General features: G+C 71.9%; 19 protein-coding genes. 4 read left to right on the top strand and 15 right to left on the bottom strand.

The features are described from left to right. Positions 1-378 precede the first annotated feature (378 nt). Positions 379-1437: an asparaginase gene (locus TU31_RS00005; protein ID WP_042146927.1), complete on the bottom strand. Its 1059-nt coding sequence runs from the start codon at positions 1435-1437 to the stop codon at positions 379-381. A gap of 48 nt (positions 1438-1485) precedes the next feature. Continuing rightward, positions 1486-2031, bottom strand: coding sequence for an RsiG family protein (locus tag TU31_RS00010; RefSeq protein WP_042146931.1), 546 nt, complete (start codon positions 2029-2031; stop codon positions 1486-1488). 371 nt (positions 2032-2402) lie between these two features. Here TU31_RS00010 and dtd point away from each other — a divergent pair, with 371 nt between their 5' ends. Next, a complete protein-coding gene (dtd, locus tag TU31_RS00015; RefSeq protein ID WP_042146934.1) occupies positions 2403-2828 on the top strand; it encodes a D-aminoacyl-tRNA deacylase in 426 nt (141 codons plus the stop codon). A 72-nt stretch (positions 2829-2900) separates the two neighbouring features. Here dtd and ygfZ read toward each other — a convergent pair whose 3' ends face one another. From ygfZ to TU31_RS00045, 6 genes are all read right to left on the bottom strand, one after another. Next, positions 2901-3881, bottom strand: coding sequence for a CAF17-like 4Fe-4S cluster assembly/insertion protein YgfZ (gene ygfZ / locus TU31_RS00020; RefSeq protein ID WP_042146939.1), 981 nt, complete (start codon positions 3879-3881; stop codon positions 2901-2903). A 31-nt stretch (positions 3882-3912) separates the two neighbouring features. Next, positions 3913-4350: a Fur family transcriptional regulator gene (locus TU31_RS00025; protein ID WP_042146942.1), complete on the bottom strand. Its 438-nt coding sequence runs from the start codon at positions 4348-4350 to the stop codon at positions 3913-3915. 47 nt (positions 4351-4397) lie between these two features. Next, a complete protein-coding gene (locus TU31_RS00030; protein ID WP_042146944.1) occupies positions 4398-5432 on the bottom strand; it encodes an ABC transporter substrate-binding protein in 1035 nt (344 codons plus the stop codon). Between the two features lie 8 nt (positions 5433-5440). After that, positions 5441-6226, bottom strand: a complete 786-nt coding sequence (locus TU31_RS00035; protein ID WP_042146948.1) for an ABC transporter ATP-binding protein — start codon at positions 6224-6226, stop codon at positions 5441-5443. Continuing rightward, positions 6226-7320: a FecCD family ABC transporter permease gene (locus tag TU31_RS00040; protein ID WP_042146951.1), complete on the bottom strand. Its 1095-nt coding sequence runs from the start codon at positions 7318-7320 to the stop codon at positions 6226-6228. Before TU31_RS00040 ends, TU31_RS00035 begins: the two co-directional genes overlap by 1 nt. 241 nt (positions 7321-7561) lie before the next feature. Next, on the bottom strand, positions 7562-8149 hold the full coding sequence (locus TU31_RS00045) for a heme-binding beta-barrel domain-containing protein (protein WP_042146954.1): 588 nt from the start codon (positions 8147-8149) through the stop codon (positions 7562-7564). A 283-nt stretch (positions 8150-8432) separates the two neighbouring features. On the opposite strand from TU31_RS00045, the gene TU31_RS00055 reads away from it, so the two are divergent. After that, on the top strand, positions 8433-8798 hold the full coding sequence (locus TU31_RS00055; RefSeq protein WP_033266312.1) for a DsrE family protein: 366 nt from the start codon (positions 8433-8435) through the stop codon (positions 8796-8798). Positions 8799-8823: 25 nt separating this feature from the next. Here the strand turns inward: TU31_RS00055 and TU31_RS00060 are convergent, their stop codons facing one another. From TU31_RS00060 to TU31_RS00085, 7 genes are all read right to left on the bottom strand, one after another. Then, complete coding sequence (locus TU31_RS00060; protein WP_078885470.1) at positions 8824-9111, bottom strand: DUF3099 domain-containing protein; 288 nt, start codon at positions 9109-9111, stop codon at positions 8824-8826. 187 nt (positions 9112-9298) lie between these two features. Beyond that, on the bottom strand, positions 9299-9586 hold the full coding sequence (locus TU31_RS00065; protein WP_006603933.1) for a DUF1416 domain-containing protein: 288 nt from the start codon (positions 9584-9586) through the stop codon (positions 9299-9301). A gap of 47 nt (positions 9587-9633) precedes the next feature. Further along, on the bottom strand, positions 9634-10479 hold the full coding sequence (locus tag TU31_RS00070; RefSeq protein ID WP_042146970.1) for a sulfurtransferase: 846 nt from the start codon (positions 10477-10479) through the stop codon (positions 9634-9636). A gap of 210 nt (positions 10480-10689) precedes the next feature. Then, on the bottom strand, positions 10690-10797 hold the full coding sequence (locus TU31_RS40510; protein WP_350252853.1) for a putative leader peptide: 108 nt from the start codon (positions 10795-10797) through the stop codon (positions 10690-10692). A 225-nt stretch (positions 10798-11022) separates the two neighbouring features. Beyond that, positions 11023-11724 carry an LmeA family phospholipid-binding protein gene (locus TU31_RS00075; RefSeq protein WP_042146973.1) on the bottom strand — a complete coding sequence of 234 codons (702 nt, stop codon included), beginning with the start codon at positions 11722-11724 and terminating at the stop codon, positions 11023-11025. A 181-nt stretch (positions 11725-11905) separates the two neighbouring features. Then, positions 11906-13225, bottom strand: coding sequence for a hypothetical protein (locus TU31_RS00080; protein WP_042146975.1), 1320 nt, complete (start codon positions 13223-13225; stop codon positions 11906-11908). Positions 13226-13235: 10 nt separating this feature from the next. After that, positions 13236-13481, bottom strand: a complete 246-nt coding sequence (locus TU31_RS00085; RefSeq protein ID WP_042146978.1) for a MoaD/ThiS family protein — start codon at positions 13479-13481, stop codon at positions 13236-13238. A 207-nt stretch (positions 13482-13688) separates the two neighbouring features. Here TU31_RS00085 and TU31_RS00090 point away from each other — a divergent pair, with 207 nt between their 5' ends. Further along, the gene (locus tag TU31_RS00090) at positions 13689-15422 is read left to right on the top strand and encodes an ABC transporter ATP-binding protein (RefSeq protein WP_042146981.1); all 1734 of its coding nucleotides are present in this window, start codon (positions 13689-13691) and stop codon (positions 15420-15422) included. Continuing rightward, entirely contained in the window at positions 15419-17437 is a 2019-nt protein-coding gene (locus tag TU31_RS00095) for an ABC transporter ATP-binding protein (RefSeq protein WP_042146985.1), read from the top strand. Before TU31_RS00090 ends, TU31_RS00095 begins: the two co-directional genes overlap by 4 nt. The last annotated feature ends 28 nt before the right edge of the window (positions 17438-17465 follow it).

A 17465-nucleotide genomic window follows, 5' to 3' on the forward strand; every position in this document is an offset into this window, starting at 1 on the left:
GGCCGTGCGGCGGCACCCCTTGGCAGGCATCTGGCCGAGCTGTCCGCCGCTGCTTGGGCGCGGGTCGAGGTGGTCTGTGACGGGCGGTGTCACCGTCCGGTAGTCGGCAACGGGGGACGGTCGGAGGGGATGTACCGGGGCCCGCCCGCAGGACCGGAGCAAACACCGGGGTGCTCAATCCCATGGACCCGCGTCGCCCGCGCCGAGGACGGGTCCCGGTGCGTCCCCTCCGGCCCCCGCGGCAACCACGTAAGCCGCAACGGCGCCAGCCCCAACGGCGCCGCACCAAACGACGTACGGCGCCCCCTTAGGGGCGCGGGGAACTGCGCGCCCAGCCACAACCCACCCGCAGCCAAACCCGCAACCAACCACCGGCCGTCAGAACGACGCCCGAACCTCCCCCACCCGCGTACCGCCGCCGAGGAGCGGCGCGTCCTCAAGGCGGGTGAGGACGGGCGCGTCGAGGCCCATGAGGCGGAGGGTGCGGGCGAGGACGGGCCCGAGGGTGCGGGTGGCGCCGTCGTCGATTTTGAAGGCGAGGGCGCGGCCGTCGGGAAGGGCCAGGGCCTGCACGGCCTCGGCGCCCATCTTGGACAGGGTGCCGGGCAGGGCCTGCATCAGCCAGGTGTCGGGCCGCCGGGTGCCGGCCACGTACTCCGGATGGGCACGCATCGCATCCGCGACCCGCCGCTCAGGGCTGCCGGGCTCGGCCATGACGAAGTGCCGGAAGGCGCGGGCCAGCCCGGTCAGCGACAGCGACAGCAGGGGCGCCCCGCAGCCGTCCGTGCCGACATGGGCGACGTCCTCGCCGCTCGCGGCGCGGACCCCCTCGGCGACCAGCTGCTGTAGCGGATGGACCTCGTCGAGATACGTGGCGAGCGGCCAGCCGTTGAGCGCGCAGGCGGCCAGCATCGCGGTGTGCTTGCCCGAGCAGTTCATGGTGAGGCGGTCGCGGACCCGGCCGGAGGCGAGGTAGGCCTCCGCCTCCTCGGGGTCCAGCGGCAGGTCCGCGGGCGTCTGGAGGTGGTCGGCGGTCAGGCCGTGCTCGGCCAGCATGGTCCGTACGAGATCGAGGTGGAACGCCTCGCCGGAGTGGCTCGCGGCGGCCAGCGCCAGCCGCTCGCCGGAGAGGTCCAGGCCCGCCCGCAGCACCGCCGCGGCCTGCATCGGCTTGTTCGTGGAGCGCGGGAAGACGGGCGCGGTCACGTCGCCCAGCGCCCAGTCCACGCTGCCGTCGGCGGCGAGCACCACGAGGGAGCCCCGGTGCCGCCCCTCGACGAAGCCGGAGCGGACGACCTCGGCGAGGACGGGAGAGACGGCGGAGGAGAGGGAGGAGGCGGGGGAAGCGGAGGAAGCGGGGGAAAGCGCGGCCGCCGGGGAATCCGGGGACGTGGCGGATTCCGAGGTCGGCTCGGATATGGGGGTGGGCGAGGTCATCGTCGGCCTTCCGGGAGTGACCCGCGCCCCCAGAGGCTTGTGGCCCGGTCAGGACAGCAGGTCGTCTACTTGCGCTTCACCTTCACGGTACCTGCGGGCAATTTCGGCACTGCAATCGTCGGTGGTGCGCTGCAACGACTGACGGCGCCGGGACACCTGCTGTTCGTAGCGGATCAGCCGGCCCATCGCGTCGTGCAGCTCCTGGTCCGTACGCGCGGTGAGGTCGGACAGTTCCACCTCGCCGAGCATTTCCTCGGCGAGCCTGCGGTATTCCTCGCTGTGCGGCGTACCGAGCGTCACATGCCGGGCGGAGGAGCGGTGCCGCGACGGCAGGTCGGTCAGGATCTCCGGGAGCCGGTCCAGCAGCGGTGACTGCTGGGCGGTACGGCGGGCGATCTCGGCCCGCAGGATGTCGATCCGGCCCTGCAACAGCCGCCGCAGATAGCTCAGATCGGCCTCTTCCTGCTGGGAATCACGCCGTACGACGCGCAGCTCGGGCAGCCCCAGGCCGGACAGATCGGGGGTGGTGGCCGGCAGGCAGCGGTCGCGCTGCTGCGGGGGGCGGGGGTGCTGCGCCTGGCCTGCCTGGAGCATGGGGCCGTCCTCGGTGCCGGGGGGCTCGACGCGAGCCGTCGCTGCGGTCGTCGTCAGGGCGGTGGGGGGTGGTGGGGTGGCGGGCGCCGGATGTGCGGGGTCGGTCGTGGGGGCGGTCGATGTCGTCCGTCCGGTCGGTGTCGTACGGGCGGTTGGTACGGGACCGGGTGTCTGTCCGGCGCCGAGAGTGCTCATGAATCGTTCCGTCCCCTCGTCCGGTGCCGCGTCCTGGGGCATGTTGTCCATGAAACGCACCACGTGCACGCATCGTGCCACTCTGGGCGGTCCTTCCGCAGGGCCATGGCACCCGAACGGCCCCCGTGGGGGCACGGCTGTCCGAAGCCGGTGGGCCGCCCGGCATGATGGCGGGTATGCGAGCTGTGGTGCAAAGGGTTGACGGTGCCCGCGTCGAGGTGGCGGGCGAGACGGTCGGGGAGATCGTCGGTGAGGGGCTGTGCGTGCTGGTGGGGGTCACGCACGAGGACACGAAGGAGAAGGCGGCGCAGCTCGCCCGCAAGCTGTGGTCGGTGCGGATTCTTCAGGGCGAGAAGTCCTGCTCGGACACCGCGGCGCCGCTGCTGGTGATCAGCCAGTTCACTCTCTACGGTGACGCCCGCAAGGGCCGCCGCCCCACCTGGAACGCCGCCGCACCGGGGCCGGTCGCCGAGCCGCTGGTCGACGAGGTCGTCGCGCAGCTGCGGGCGCTGGGCGCCCAGGTGGAGACCGGCCGCTTCGGTGCGTCCATGAAGGTGTCGCTGACGAACGACGGACCGTTCACGGTGCTGGTGGAGGTCTGAGACCGGTCCGGCGGGCAGGGCCGGACAAGCCCTGCCCCGCGCGCCGGGGGCCCGCGCCGGAGCCGCGGGCCACTACGGCTCGACGACGACCTCCTGCGCCGCCGCCGTGCTCCCCGCCATCAACGGCGCGTCCACCGGCACATTCCGCTTGACCAGGGCCAGCGCGATCGGGCCGAGCTCGTGGTGGCGGGCCGAGGTGGTGACGAAGCCGAGCTGCCGGCCCTCCTCGCCGTCCGAGGCGAGGCGGACGGGGGTGCCGTGCGGGGGCAGATGGACCTCGCTGCCGTCCAGGTGCAGGAAGACCAGCCGGCGCGGCGGCTTGCCCAGGTTGTGGACCCGGGCGACGGTCTCCTGGCCGCGGTAGCAGCCCTTCTGGAGGTGGACGGCGGTGCCGATCCAGCCCAGCTCGTGCGGGATGGTCCGGTGGTCCGTCTCCAGGCCCAGCCGGGGGCGGTGGGCCTCGACGCGCAGCGCCTCCAGCGCCAGGACGCCGATGGCGGGGCCGTGGTCCGCGGCGAAGGACTCCAGGTCGGCGCGCGGCAGGAACAGGTCGCGGCCGTGCGCGGTCTCGCGTACGACGGCGTTCCCGGGCACCTCGGCGATGGAGCCGGCCGGGAGGTGGACGACGGCGATCTCGTCGGTGCGGTCGGCGACCTCGACCCGGTAGAAGAACTTCATGCTCTCCAGGTAGGCGATCAGCGCCTCCTGGTTTCCGGGTTCGGTGTGCATCCAGGTCGTCTCGCCGTCGTCGACGAGGGAGACCGCATGCTCGATATGGCCGTGCGCGGACAGGATCAGCGCCTCGGTGGCATGGCCCGGTGGCAGGTCGCTGACGTGCTGGGTGAGCAGCAGATGCAGCCAGCTCAGCCGTTCGGGGCCGGTGACGGTGACCACGCCACGGTGCGAGAGGTCGACGAAGCCGGCGCCGTCGGCGAGGGCACGCTGCTCCCGGAAGAGGTCGCCGTAGTGCGCGGCGACGCCTTCGTCGGGGGCCTCGGCGGGGACTGCGCCGGGCAGCGACAGCAGGGGGCTGGCGGGTGAAGGTCGCGGCATGGGGCCAGCCTACGACTCGGGGGCGAACGCCTCAGCCGTCGCCCTCGGCGGCCTTGGCACGGCAGGCCGCACAGCGCCCGAAGATCGCGAAATGCTTCATATCCGTCTCGAAGCCGAATTGTTCGCGCAGCATCGCCGTGAACGGTTCGGCCACCGACAGATCCGCCTCGATGACCTCCGTGCAGTCCCGGCAGACCAGGTGCATGTGGTGGTGGCGGTCGGCGAGGTGGTAGGTCGGGGCGCCGTGGCCGAGGTGGGCATGGCTGACCAGGTCCAGCTCTTCGAGGAGTTCCAGGGTCCGGTAGACCGTGGAGATGTTCACCCCGCCCGCCGTCTTGCGTACCTCGGTGAGGATGTCGTCCGGCGTGGCGTGCTCCAGCCTGTCCACAGCCTCCAGCACGAGCTGACGCTGCGGGGTCAGGCGGTATCCGCGCCTGCGGAGGTCGCTCTGCCAGTCGGTGGTCACCACACGGCCAGTGTAGAAGGGCGGGCGCCGGGTGTCCGTACGTCGCCCGGTCAGCCTGCCGCCCGTACCCCGCGCAGATAGCGGGCCAGGTCACTGACGGCGGCGGGGTTGCGGGGGCTTTCGACGAGGTCGGCGTAGTCCATGACGTAGATCCGGTGGTGCTTGACGGCCGAGACGCCGGCGAGCGGGGCGTAGGACATCAGGAACTTCTTCTTCTGTGCCGCGGAGGCGTCGCCGTAGTCGTTGATGATGATGACGTCGGGGTCGCGGGCGACGACGGTCTCCCAGCCGACGGTCGTCCAGGAGTCCTTGAGGTCCTTCATGACGTGGTCGCCGCCGGCCTTGGTGATGATGTCGTGCGGTCCGGCGTACTTGCCGGAGGTGAAGGGCTTGTCGCGGCCGTCGTCGTAGAGGAAGACGGAGGGGCGGTCGGCGGGGGCGGGGGCCTTGGCGGCGGCGTCGGCCACCTGCTTCTTGTACTTCTTCACCAGGGCGTCGGCGCGGTCCTCGACGTCGAAGATCTTCCCGAGCGTCGTCAGGTCGGTGTAGAGCGCTTCCAGGGGCGGCATCACCCCGCGGGCGCCGTCCCTGCCGTTGCGGCAGGACTCGGTCAGCACATAGCTGCCGATGCCGAGCTTCTTCAGGGCGGCGGGGGTGAGGCCGTTGTCCTCGCCGAAGCCGTAGTTCCAGCCCGCGAAGACCAGATCGGCGCGGGCGTCGAGGGCGATCTCCCTGGTGAGGGACTTCTTGCCGAGCCAGGGGACCTTGCCGTACGCGGCCTTCCAGGGGACGCCGTCGAGGTCGCCCTTGTCGTCGGGCATGACATAGCCGGCCATCCGGTCCTCCAGGCCGAGCGCGAACATGATCTCGGTGATGCCGACGTCGTTGGTGACCACACGGGCGGGCGGCTTGTCGTAGGTGGTGCGGGTGCCGCAGTTCTCGACGGTGACGGGGTAGTGGCTGGAGCCCTTCGCGGGGCGCCGGTCGTGCGCGGCGTCGCTGTCGTCGTCGGAGACCTTCGCGCCGCAGCCGGTCAGGGCGAGCGCGAGGGCGAGGGCGGCGAGCGGGGCGGTGGGGCGGCGCATGGTGGTCCTCAGGAGTCGGCGGCGGGGGCGGGCAGGCGGTCGAACAGCAGCTGGACGGCGCCCGATTCGGGATGCCGTACGCGGTGGGCGCGGACGCCGAAGACCTCGGCGAGCAGCTCCGGGGTGAGCACGTCGTAGGGCGGGCCCGCGGCGACGATCCGGCCGCGGTCGATGACGTACAGCTCATCGCAGTGCAGGGCGGCCAGATTGAGGTCGTGCAGCGCGGTCAGCACCGTCAGCCCGCTGTCCCGCACCAGCGCCAGCACCGCCAACTGCTGGGCGATGTCCAGGTGGTTGGTCGGCTCGTCGAGGACCAGTACCCGCGGGTCCTGGGCCAGCGCGCGGGCGATCAGCACCCGCTGTTTCTCGCCGCCGGACAGGCTGAGGAAGCCGCGCCCGGCCAGATGGTCCGCGCCGACCCGGGCCAGCGCCCCCGTGCAGCGCTCGCGGTCCGCCGCGCTCGCCCGGCCCGCGCCGCGCTGATGCGGCAGCCGCCCCATCGCGACGACCTCGGCCACGGTGAAGTCGAACTCCGTACTCGCCTCCTGAGGCAGCGCGGCCAGCAGCCGGGCACCCGTGCGCGCGTCCACGGCATGCAGATCCGCTTCGTCCAGCCGTACGGTCCCGGTGGCCGGGCGCAGCGCGCGGTAGACACAGCGCAACAGGGTCGATTTTCCACTGCCGTTGGGGCCGACCAGGCCGACCACCCGGCCGCTGCCGGCCCGCAGCGTGATGTCGTGGACCAGCCGGTTCCCGGCCACCTCCACGGACAGGTCCGTGATGTCGATCCGCATCAGGCGCCGCCTCCGAAGGTGTAGCCGCGCCGCCGCATCAGCACGACGAAGCAGGGCACGCCGATGACGGCGGTGAGCACGCCGACCGGCAGTTCGACGGGCGCCAGCAGCACCCGGGAGAGCAGATCCACCCACACCAGCAGCACCGCGCCGAGCAGCGGGGCGACGGCCAGTACCCGGCGGTGGTCGGCGCCGACCAGCATCCGGGCCACATGCGGCACCATCAGCCCGACGAAGCCGATCGCGCCGCTGACCGCGACCACCGCGCCGGTGCCGGCGGCCGCGACGACGAACAGCTCGCGGCGCAGCCGGTGCACCTGCACCCCGAGTGCGGTGGCGGTCTCGTCGCCCATGGCCAGCGCATTGAGCCGGCCCGCGGAGAGCAGCAGATGGGCCAGTGCGGCGGCCACCGCGGCCGCGGCGATGGGCACCGAGCCCCAGCCGGCCCCGCTCAGGCTTCCGAGCAGCCACATCATCGCCGAGCGGGCCGCCTCGCCGCGGTCGGCGGTGAACACCATGAGGGTGGTGAGGGCGGAGAAGCCGTAGTACATCGCGGTGCCGGTCAGCACCAGACGCAGCGGGGTGAGCCCGTGAGCGGTGCGGGCCGCGGCGTAGACCAGGGCCATGGCGAGCAGCGCGGAGACGAAGGCCGCCGCCGACAGCGCCCAGACGCCCAGTGCGCCGAGCGCCCCGAAGAGCAGCACGGCATTGGCGCCGACGGCGGCCCCGGAGGAGATACCGAGCACGAACGGGTCGGCGAGGGCATTGCGCACCAGGGCCTGGACGGCCACACCGAGGGCGGCGAGTCCGGCGCCGACGACGGCCGCCAGAACGGCCCGCGGGAAGCGCAGCTCCCACACGATGGTGTAGGCGGCGACCTCGTCGGACGAGATCGTGCCGCCGGTCAGCCCGGCGCTCAGATAGCGCAGCACCTCGGCCCAGCTCAGGCCGGCGGCGCCGAGTCCGACGCCGCACAGCAGGGAGCCGAGCAGGACGGCCGTGAGCACGGCGAGCAGGGGTGGTACGGGCAGCCGCCGGGCGGCCGGCGGCGCGCCGGTCCCGTCCGTCGTCGGATGCGCGCTGGTGGTCGCCACGGTCGGTCGGCCGCCTCGGGTCGGGCCGCGTCCCTACGTACCAAGGGGCGGCCCGGGGCCGCGGGGGCCGGGCGGCGTCCCCTCGCAGTCCACGGCGAGTTGTACGGGAAGCTGCGCGCACCGCGGGCGATCGGGCTTGCGGAAGGAGACCTTCCGCCTACCGTTGCGGGTCAGCGCCGGACTTCGACCGGCTTCCCCCGCGGGGCGCTGGCGGGGAGAGCAGGACTCTCCCCGGGGTGGCTCACGGGTTGTAGGGCGTGCCGTCCGGACGGAAGAAGGAGACGCCGTCCGGCATGTCGTCGGGCAGGCTCTCCGCCCACTCCTTGAGGTCGGCGACCTTCTTCAGATGCGCGGACATGTACGGCCGCAGCGGGACGTCCGGAGTGGACTTCTCGCCGACCCACATCAGGTCGCTGTTGACATAGCCGTAGAGACGCTTGCCGCCGCTGTACGGGCCGGAGGCGGCGGTGCGCGCGATGGCGTCGGTGGCCAGGTCGATCTGCGGCTTCTGGTCGGCCAGCTCGCCGTACCAGACCTCCACCACGCCCTGGTCGCGGCACATCACGATCTCGACCTTGCGGTCCGCGTCGATGCGCCAGTAGCCGCTCTCGGACTCCAGGGGGCGGACCTTCTTGCCTTCGGCGTCGAGCACCCAGCTGTGCGAGGTGTACTCCAGGAAGTCACGGCCGTCGTGGGTGAAGGTGACCTCCTGCCCGAAGTTGCACTTCTCGGTACCGGGGAAGTCGGCGACGCCGGCGCCCTCCCAGTTGCCGAGGAGGAAGGCGAGCGGCACCAGGGCCGGGTTCAGGTCGGACGGGATCTCGATCATGAGAGCTCAGACGATCTATAGAGAGGGGAATCGACAGGGGCGCGGGCGGCGCTCCTGCGACGGGTGGTGGGCGAGGGGCTCAGCGCTGGCCCTGGTACAGCTTCTTCCAGGTCAGACCGGCGAACGCGATGACGGCGACGCCGACCAGGACCAGCAGGGTGGTGAAGAATGCCTCAAGCACGAGCGCGCCCCTTGAACGAGGAGGGTGTAACGGACCGCCTGCGAGTCTAGTCGGCGGCGGTGACAGCGGCGCTGTGAGGTCCGCCGCGCCTACTCTTGCCTCATGGCGAAGAAGCTCGTGATCAAGGTGACGGCGGGCGCGGACGCGCCCGAGCGGTGCTCGCAGGCGTTCACGGTGGCGGCGGTGGCGGTGGCCAGCGGCGTCGAGGTGTCCCTGTGGCTGACCGGGGAGTCCGTGTGGTTCGCGCTGCCAGGGCGGGCGGCGGAGTTCGAGCTGCCGCATGCGGCGCCACTGCCGGAGCTGATCGACGGCATCCGCGCGGGTGGCGGGGCGATCACGGTCTGCACCCAGTGCGCGGCGCGGCGGGACATCGAGCAGAAGGATCTGATCGAGGGGGCCGGGATCGCCGGTGCCCAGGTGTTCGTCAGCGAGATCATGCCGGACGACGTCCAGGCGCTGGTGTACTGAGCGCCCGCACCGCGGCGGGTCCGGCCTACTGCGGGTGCTTGTCGTCGCCCCGGTCGTCCAGCTCCCGCCACCAGCGGTCGGACTCGGGGTCGCCGGACTCGTCCCACCAGCGCTCGCCGGGCTCGCGGCGGTTGCCGATGACGGCCGCGACGGGTGGGATGACCATGGCGACGACGCACATGCCCACCGCGGCCGGGACCGACCACAGCCGCACCACACCCCAGGCCAGGACGAACAGCACCAGGCACACGCCCATCAGGACGAAGTACCTGCGGTGACGGCGCTCTACGGGCGACCGGCGGTGCGCGTCCATGACTCCACGGTAAGTCCGTACGGGGCCGGACAGAAGTCGGGACGGGCCCCGGTACCGGCCGCGCACGGCACGGAGGGCCGCACCCCCAGCCAAGGCGTCCAAACCCCTGGGGTGCGGCCCTCCGGCCGTACGGACGGTGGCGGCGGAATCCGGGTCGCCCCGGGGGCCGCCGCCACGCGCGGTGCCGTCAGACGGCGATGGCGACCTCCGCCAGGCCGCCCTTCTGGGCGACGACGGTGCGGTCCGCGGTGCCGCCCGGGACGAGCGCGCGCAGCGTCCAGGTGCCCTCGGCCGCGTAGAAGCGGAACTGTCCGGTCGCGGAGGTGGGGACCTCGGCGGTGAACTCGCCGGTGCTGTCCAGGAGTCGGACGTAACCGGTGACGGGCTCGCCGTCGCGGGTCACGCTGCCCTGGATCGTGGTCTCACCGGGCTTGATGGTCGAGGCGTCCGGGCCGCCTGCCTGTGCTCCACACATAGGGGTACTTCCTTGAGGGGTTCGGGGGAGGAGAGAAGCGTGCTTGCTTACTTGGCGGCGCCGAGCTCGATCGGCACACCGACCAGCGAGCCGTACTCGGTCCAGGAGCCGTCGTAGTTCTTGACGTTGGTCTGGCCGAGCAGCTCGTGCAGGACGAACCAGGTCAGCGCGGAGCGCTCACCGATGCGGCAGTAGGCGATGGTGTCCTTGGCGAGATCGACGGACTCACCCTCGTAGAGGGCCTTGAGCTCGTCGTCCGACTTGAAGGTGCCGTCGTCGTTGGCGTTCTTCGACCACGGGATGTTGCGGGCGCTGGGCACGTGGCCGGGGCGCTGCGACTGCTCCTGCGGGAGGTGCGCCGGGGCGAGCAGCTTGCCGCTGAACTCGTCGGGGGAGCGCACGTCGACCAGGTTGAGGTTGTCGATCGCGGCGACGACGTCGTCCCGGAAGGCGCGGATGGCGGTGTTCTGCGCCTTGGCCTTGTAGTCGGTGGCCGGGCGCTGGGGAACCTCGGAGCCGTCGACCAGGTCGCGGGAGTCCAGCTCCCACTTCTTGCGGCCGCCGTCGAGCAGCTTGACGCTGTCGTGGCCGTAGAGCTTGAAGTACCAGTAGGCGTAGGAGGCGAACCAGTTGTTGTTGCCGCCGTAGAGGACGACGGTGTCGTCGTTGGCGATGCCCTTGGCCGAGAGCAGCTTCTCGAAGCCGGCCTGGTCGACGAAGTCCCGGCGGACCGGGTCCTGGAGGTCCTGCTTCCAGTCGATCCGGACGGCGTTCTTGATGTGGTTCTTGTCGTAGGCCGAGGTGTCCTCGTCAACCTCGACGAGAACCACCTTCGGGTCCTCGAGGTGGGCCTCGACCCAGTCGGCGTCTACGAGGACGTCGCTACGGCTCATGATTCTTCTCCTCCGGGGCAGTTGCGGGGGGCAGTGGCTGAGTTGCACGCGGGTACGCCGGGTGCGCGCCGTGGACTTCCGGGCGGCCCGTGTCGGGTGTACGGGGCCGGCGTGGCGCTGGGCGGGACATACGGGAACGGCCGAGGGGGCCGGCCGGGCGACGGGGAAACCCTGCTCCTGAAGGAGCTCGGGAGAGGGTGCGACAGCCCGTCAGACAGGGCGACAGAGCATGGCGGCGACGCGGCACAGGTCTACTGCCCGCCGCTTCGTCAGTACCGCCCGTCCCCGCGGACGGAGACCGCTCAATGAGCTCTGCATGGCACCGATCGTAGGGACGCGGAGCGGCGCATGTCACCGGCGTGTCAAATAGCGAGACGCGTTTGTCCGTAATGCGGGATGGGAGGGTGTGCGGCGCGGTCCCGCACGGGCTCCGGGCGGCCGTACGCCCGTGGGGGGTCTGGCGTACGGACCGGGGTGTCTCAGGAAATGGACGGTGTCCGGATCGGCCGGCGGACCGGTGGGGCGGTCCGCCGGGGCGTCCGGTCAGCCGGGAAGCTTGACGTTCTTGCCGGAGGCGGAGATCGAGAGGCCCTCGGCCATCGTCACGACCTTGTCCAGCTTCAGGTTGGCGGGCAGCTGGTCCAGCTTCCAGTCGTGGTCGGTCTGGGCGCGCACCTTCGCCTCACAGCCCGGGAGGGCCCGGCACATCCCGGGCAGTCCGTCGGCCCGCAGCCGGACGGTGTCGCCGCCCACGATGGTGATGGAGCCGGTCACCTCCAGGGAGCTGAGGACCGGGATTTTCGGCGAGATCTTGACCTGGCTGCGGCCGTCCTTCTGCCCGCCGAAGCTGATCTTGACGCCGCCGCCCGCCGCCTTCGTCAGGTCGGCGTAGGTGATCCGGGCGTTGCCGGTGGCCGAGGCGGCGCTCTCGATGGAGGTGTAGTCGCTGGTCAGCCCGACGTCGAAGAAGTGCGCCGACAGCTGGTCGATGCGCAGTGCGCGCCCCTGGGCACGGGCCTCGATGCCCCCGAGATCGGCGTCCACCTCCTGGAGACTGCGGCCCGCGACCTGGGTCAGAAACGGGAAGCCCTTGATGGCGACGGTCGGGGTCCGGTCCAGCCCCTGGCTGCCACGGATCTTCTCCGCGGCCTTGTCCTCGGCGAGCCCCACGGCCACCCGGTCGGCGGCCACGAACAGCCCCCCGAGTATGACCACGAGGATCAACAGCACGCGTAGTGCACGCATCGAACCACTACCCCCACACTGGGCCGGATTACGGCCGACTCGTCCATGCAGGCCCCCTGCCTGCGCTCCGGGGGAGCCTAGACGACGGTCTCCGGCAAACGGGAGCGGCGGCCGCCGGAGCGCACAAGGTGCGCCACCGGCGGCCGCCGCTCCGTTTCGCCGTCGCGTACGGCTCGGCGCGCTATCCCAGCGCCCGCCCCAGGACGTACACCGCGGGCGCGGCCAGGGCCAGCGGCAGGGCCACCCCGGCCGTCAGGTGGACGAAGCGGGAGGGGTAGTCGTAGCTGGCCACCCGCAGGCCGATCAGGGCGCAGCCGCCGGCCGCCAGCCCCAGGAGCGCACCGGACGCCCCCAGGCCGGTGAGCTGCCCGGCCGCGATCCCGGCGCCCGCGGCGGCCACCAGCGCGATGCCGACCGAGGCGACCGGCGGCAGCGGCAGCGCACGGGCCAGGGTGGCCACCCCGACCGCGGCGGCGCCGACCGTCACCGCATGCGGGCTCGCCGCGAGCTGCCCGGCGGCCAGCACCACGAGGGCGGTCGAGGTCAGGCCCGCGGTCAGCGCGTACATCCGCTCGTCGGCGCTGCTGCGGTTGCGCAGCTGGAGGACGAGGACGAGCAGACACCACACCCCGAGCGTGCCGATGCCGACCAGGGGCGCGCTCTCGCGGTCGGTGGCCAGCAGGGCGACATCGGTGGTCAGCCCGGCCAGGAAGGCCAGTGCGATGCCCTGGCGGGCCGGCCACATGCCGTTGAGCCGGAACCAGCCGGCCGCGGTGACGGCCTGGAGCAGCGCCACCGGTACGGCGAGCGCCGGACGGGCCAGCGGCGCGGTCAGCGCCAGCAGCAGGGCCAGTCCGGCGGTCAGCGCGGCCGGCTGGACACCGGGCGGGATGATCGGCGAGCGGCCCTCGGCGCGGGCGCGCTGGTTGGCCGCGAGCGGTGCGCTGGAGACCACCGCGGCGGCCGGTGCGGGCGCGGCGGGCGCCGGCCTGGCCTGCTGCGGATGCCGGCGGGCGTACGGCTCCTCGGCCGGTGACGCGGTCTGGTGCTGCGGGGGCAGCGGCGCGGGCTCGGCGTGCGGGGCGCGGTAGCCGTCCTGGCCGTGCGGCTGCTGCTGCGCCGGCCGGGCGTGCTGGGGCTGTCCGTGCTGCGGCTGCCCGTGCCGGGGCTGCTGTCCGTACGCCTCGTACCCGTACGGGTCCTGCCCGGGCCGGCCGCGCCCGTACGGGCCGGGCCCCGGCTGCGGCACGGGGCCGGGCGGCTGCTGCTGCCGGTACGGATCGTGGGCCGGCTGCCGGCGGTACGGCGCCTGCGGGTCGTACGGCTGCTGCGCCGCGGGCTGCTGCGCCGGCCGGCCGTACGGATCCGGCCGGCCGTACGGGTCCGGTCCGCCGTACGGCTCCTGCGGGGCGTACGGCTCCTGCTGGGCGTAGGGATCCTGCGGCGCATACGGGTCGTGCGGCTCGTAGGACGGGCGGTGCTGCGGCTGGTGGTCGCTCATGATCGTGTGCTCACCCTCCCGCGAACGGCGGCAGGACCTCGACGGTGCCGCCCTGGGCCAGCGGCACCGCACCGTGGTCGCGGGTGCCGACCGGATCGCCGTCCACCAGGAAGGAGCAGCGCAGCAGGACGCGCGCGAACTCGGGGTTCGCGGCATGCGCCGCGCGTGCCGCGTCGAGCGCCTCGGCGAGCGTCGCCGCCGCATACGGCTCTTCTGCCGTGCCTGCGGCGGCCTTGGCCGCGGCCCAGTAGCGCACGGTGCCAGTTGTTGTCACGGCGGCCTCTTCGTCGTGTCGGTCGGGGGGCTTCCGTGGTGGCGGAGACCCCGTCGTTGCCGCCTCCATGATGGCGTACGCGGCGGCCCCTCCGGTTCCGGGCACTTTCCGGCAACGGGTCAGGAACGGGACGGGGGCAGAACACGAAAATTCGATTGCCGAGGGCAAGTGTTCGCCTAGGCTCACGGTGTGTTGGTCCGACTAGCGCGGGCGCATCTGCGGCCCCACAGGCGCTCGATATCCCTGATCGTTCTGCTCCAGCTGATCCAGACCCTGGCCACCCTCTACCTGCCCACCCTCAACGCCGACATCATTGACAACGGTGTCGTGAAGGGGGACACGGGCTACATCCTCCGCATCGGCGGCTTCATGGTCGCCGTCACCCTGCTCCAGATCGTCTGCGCGATCGGCGCCGTCTACTTCGGTGCCCGTACGGCGATGGCGCTCGGCCGGGACATCCGCGCCGCGGTCTTCGACCGGGTGCAGTCCTTCTCCGCCCGCGAGATGGGCACCTTCGGCGCGCCGTCGCTGATCACCCGGACCACCAATGACGTCCAACAGGTCCAGATGCTGGTGCTGATGACGTTCACGATGATGGTCTCGGCGCCGATCATGTGCGTCGGCGGCGTCATCATGGCGCTCAACCAGGACGTGCCGCTTTCCGGCCTGCTCCTGGTCATCGTCCCGGTCCTCGGGATACTCGTCTCACTGATCGTGCGCCGGATGCGTCCGCTGTTCCGCGGGGTGCAGGAGCGCATCGACACCGTCAACCGCGTGCTGCGCGAGCAGATCACCGGTATCCGCGTCATCCGCGCCTTCGTCCGCGACCGGCACGAGCGCGAGCGGTTCGCCGGGGCCAACACCGATCTCTACGAGATCTCGCTGCGCGCCGGCCGGCTGATGTCGATGATGTTCCCGCTGGTCATGCTGATCGTGAACCTCTCCAGCGTGGCCGTCGTCTGGTTCGGCGGACTGCGCATCGACAGCGGCTCCATGCAGATCGGCGCGCTGACCGCGTTCCTCAGCTACCTCATGTACATCCTGATGTCGATCATGATGGCGACGTTCATGGTGATGATGCTGCCGCGCGCCGAGGTCTGCGCCGAGCGCATCCAGGAGGTCCTGGCGACCGACTCCAGCGTCACCCCGCCCGAGAACCCCGTCACCGAGCTCCGCCGCCACGGCGAACTGGAGCTGCGCGGCGTCGAGTTCCGCTTCCCCGGCGCCGAACAGCCGGTCCTCAAGGACATCTCACTGCGCGCCCGCCCCGGTGAGACCACCGCCGTCATCGGCTCGACCGGCTCCGGCAAGTCGACCCTCCTGGGGCTCGTCCCGCGGCTGTTCGACGCGACCGGCGGCACGGTCCTGGTGGACGGCGAGGACGTCCGCACCCTCGACCAGGAAACCCTGGCCAAGGCCATCGGCCTGGTCCCGCAGAAGCCCTACCTCTTCTCCGGCACCGTCGCCACCAACCTGCGCTACGGCAACCCCGACGCCACCGACGACGAGCTGTGGCACGCCCTGGAGACCGCCCAGGCGCGGGACTTCGTCGAGCGGATGGAAGGCGGCCTGGACGCGCCCATCGCACAGGGCGGCGGCAACGTTTCCGGCGGCCAGCGCCAGCGGCTGGCCATCGCCCGCGCCCTGGTGCGCCGCCCCGAGATCTACCTCTTCGACGACTCCTTCTCCGCCCTGGACTACGCGACGGACGCCGCGCTGCGCGCCGCCCTCGCCCGCGAGACCGACCGGGCCACGGTCGTGATCGTCGCCCAGCGGGTCTCCACGATCCGCGGCGCCGACCGGATCGTCGTCCTGGACGAGGGCCGGGTCGTCGGCACCGGCACCCACGCCGAGCTGATGGCCGGCAACGAGACCTACCGGGAGATCGTGCTCTCCCAGCTCACCGAGCAGGAGGCGGCATGACCACCGCGGACAAGGGGGCGGCCCCCCGGGACGGGGCCCCGGCGACCGCAGGGGAGACACCCCCCAAGGCCCCGACGCGGGGCCCGGCCCCGGCGGCCGGGCCCGCCCGGATGATGGGCGGCCAGCCCACCGAGAAGTCGATGGACTTCAAGGGCTCCGGCAAACGGCTGCTGGCCCAGATGCGCCCGGAGCGCGGCATCATGACCGTCGCCCTGCTGCTGGGCGCGCTGAGCGTGGCACTGACCGTCGTGGGCCCCAAGGTCCTCGGCCACGCCACCGACCTGATCATGGCCGGCATCATCGGCCGGCAGCTGCCCGACGGGCTCACCCGGGCCCAGGCCGCCGACCAACTCCGTGCCCACGGCCAGGACGGGCTCGCCGACATGATCGGCACGATGCCGGTCCACCCCGGCCACGGCATCGACTTCGGCGCCGTCGGCCAGGTCCTGCTCTGGGTCACCCTGATCTACGCGGCCGCCTCGCTCTTCGGCTTCGTCCAGGCCAGGATCGCCACCCGGGCCGTCCAGCGCGCCGTCTTCCGGATGCGCGAACAGGTCGAGGAGAAGCTGGCCCGGCTGCCGCTGAGCTACTTCGACAAGCAGCAGCGCGGCGAGGTGCTCTCCCGCGCCACCAACGACATCGACAACATCCAGCAGACGCTCCAGCAGACCCTCAGCCAGATCGTGGCCTCGCTGCTGACCATCGTCGGCGTGCTCGCCATGATGTTCTGGATCTCCCCGCTGCTGGCGCTGGTCGCCCTGATCACGGTCCCGGTCTCGGTCGTCGTCGCCACCAAGGTCGGCAAGCGCGCCCAGCCGCAGTTCGTCCAGCAGTGGAAGACCACCGGCAAGCTCAACGCGCACATCGAGGAGATGTACACCGGCCACAGCCTGGTGAAGGTCTTCGGCCGCCAGCGGGAGTCCGCCGAACTCTTCCGCGAACAGAACGAGGCCCTCTACGCCGCCGGGTTCAAGGCCCAGTTCATCTCCGGGATCATCCAGCCCGCGATGATGTTCATCGGCAACCTCAACTACGTCCTGGTGGCGGTGGCCGGCGGCCTCCGCGTCGCCTCCGGCGCCCTCTCCATCGGTGACGTCCAGGCCTTCATCCAGTACTCCCGGCAGTTCAGCCAGCCGCTCACCCAGGTCGCCTCGATGGCCAACCTCGTCCAGTCCGGCGTCGCCTCCGCCGAGCGGGTCTTCGAACTCCTCGACGCGAAGGAGCAGGACCCCGACCCGGTCCGGCCGGCCCGGCCCGAACGCATCGAAGGCCGCGTCGAGTTCGAGGACGTCTCCTTCCGCTACGCTCCCGACAAGCCGCTCATCGAGGACCTGTCGCTGGCCGTCCACCCCGGCCAGACGGTCGCGATCGTCGGCCCCACCGGCGCCGGCAAGACCACCCTCGTCAACCTCCTGATGCGCTTCTACGAGGTGAGCGGCGGCCGGATCACCCTCGACGGCACCGACATCGCCGCCATGTCGCGCGAGGAGCTGCGCGCGCACATCGGCATGGTCCTCCAGGACACCTGGCTCTTCGGCGGCACCATCGCCGAGAACATCGCCTACGGCGCCCCCGCGGGCACCTCCATGGACAAGGTCGTGGCGGCCGCCCGGGCCACCCATGTCGACCGCTTCGTGCGGACCCTGCCCGACGGCTACGACACGGTGCTCGACGACGAGGGCAGCAATGTCTCCGTCGGCGAGAAGCAGCTGATCACCATCGCCCGCGCGTTCCTCGCCGAACCGGCCATCCTCGTCCTGGACGAGGCCACCAGCTCGGTCGACACCCGCACCGAGGTCCTCATCCAGCACGCCATGGCCCAGCTCCGCACCGGCCGCACCAGCTTCGTCATCGCCCACCGCCTCTCCACGATCCGTGACGCGGATGTCATCCTCGTCATGGAAAACGGCGCGATCGTCGAACAGGGCCCCCACGACGCGCTGTTGGCGGCCAACGGGGCGTATGCGCGTTTGTATGCGGCCCAATTTGCGGAGCCTCTCGCCGAGGCGGGCTGACCTCCCACGTTTTTGGCTGTCCCGTCGT

Origin of the sequence: Streptomyces lydicamycinicus (assembly GCF_000829715.2) — a bacterium.
GTDB classification, from domain to species: domain Bacteria; phylum Actinomycetota; class Actinomycetes; order Streptomycetales; family Streptomycetaceae; genus Streptomyces; species Streptomyces lydicamycinicus.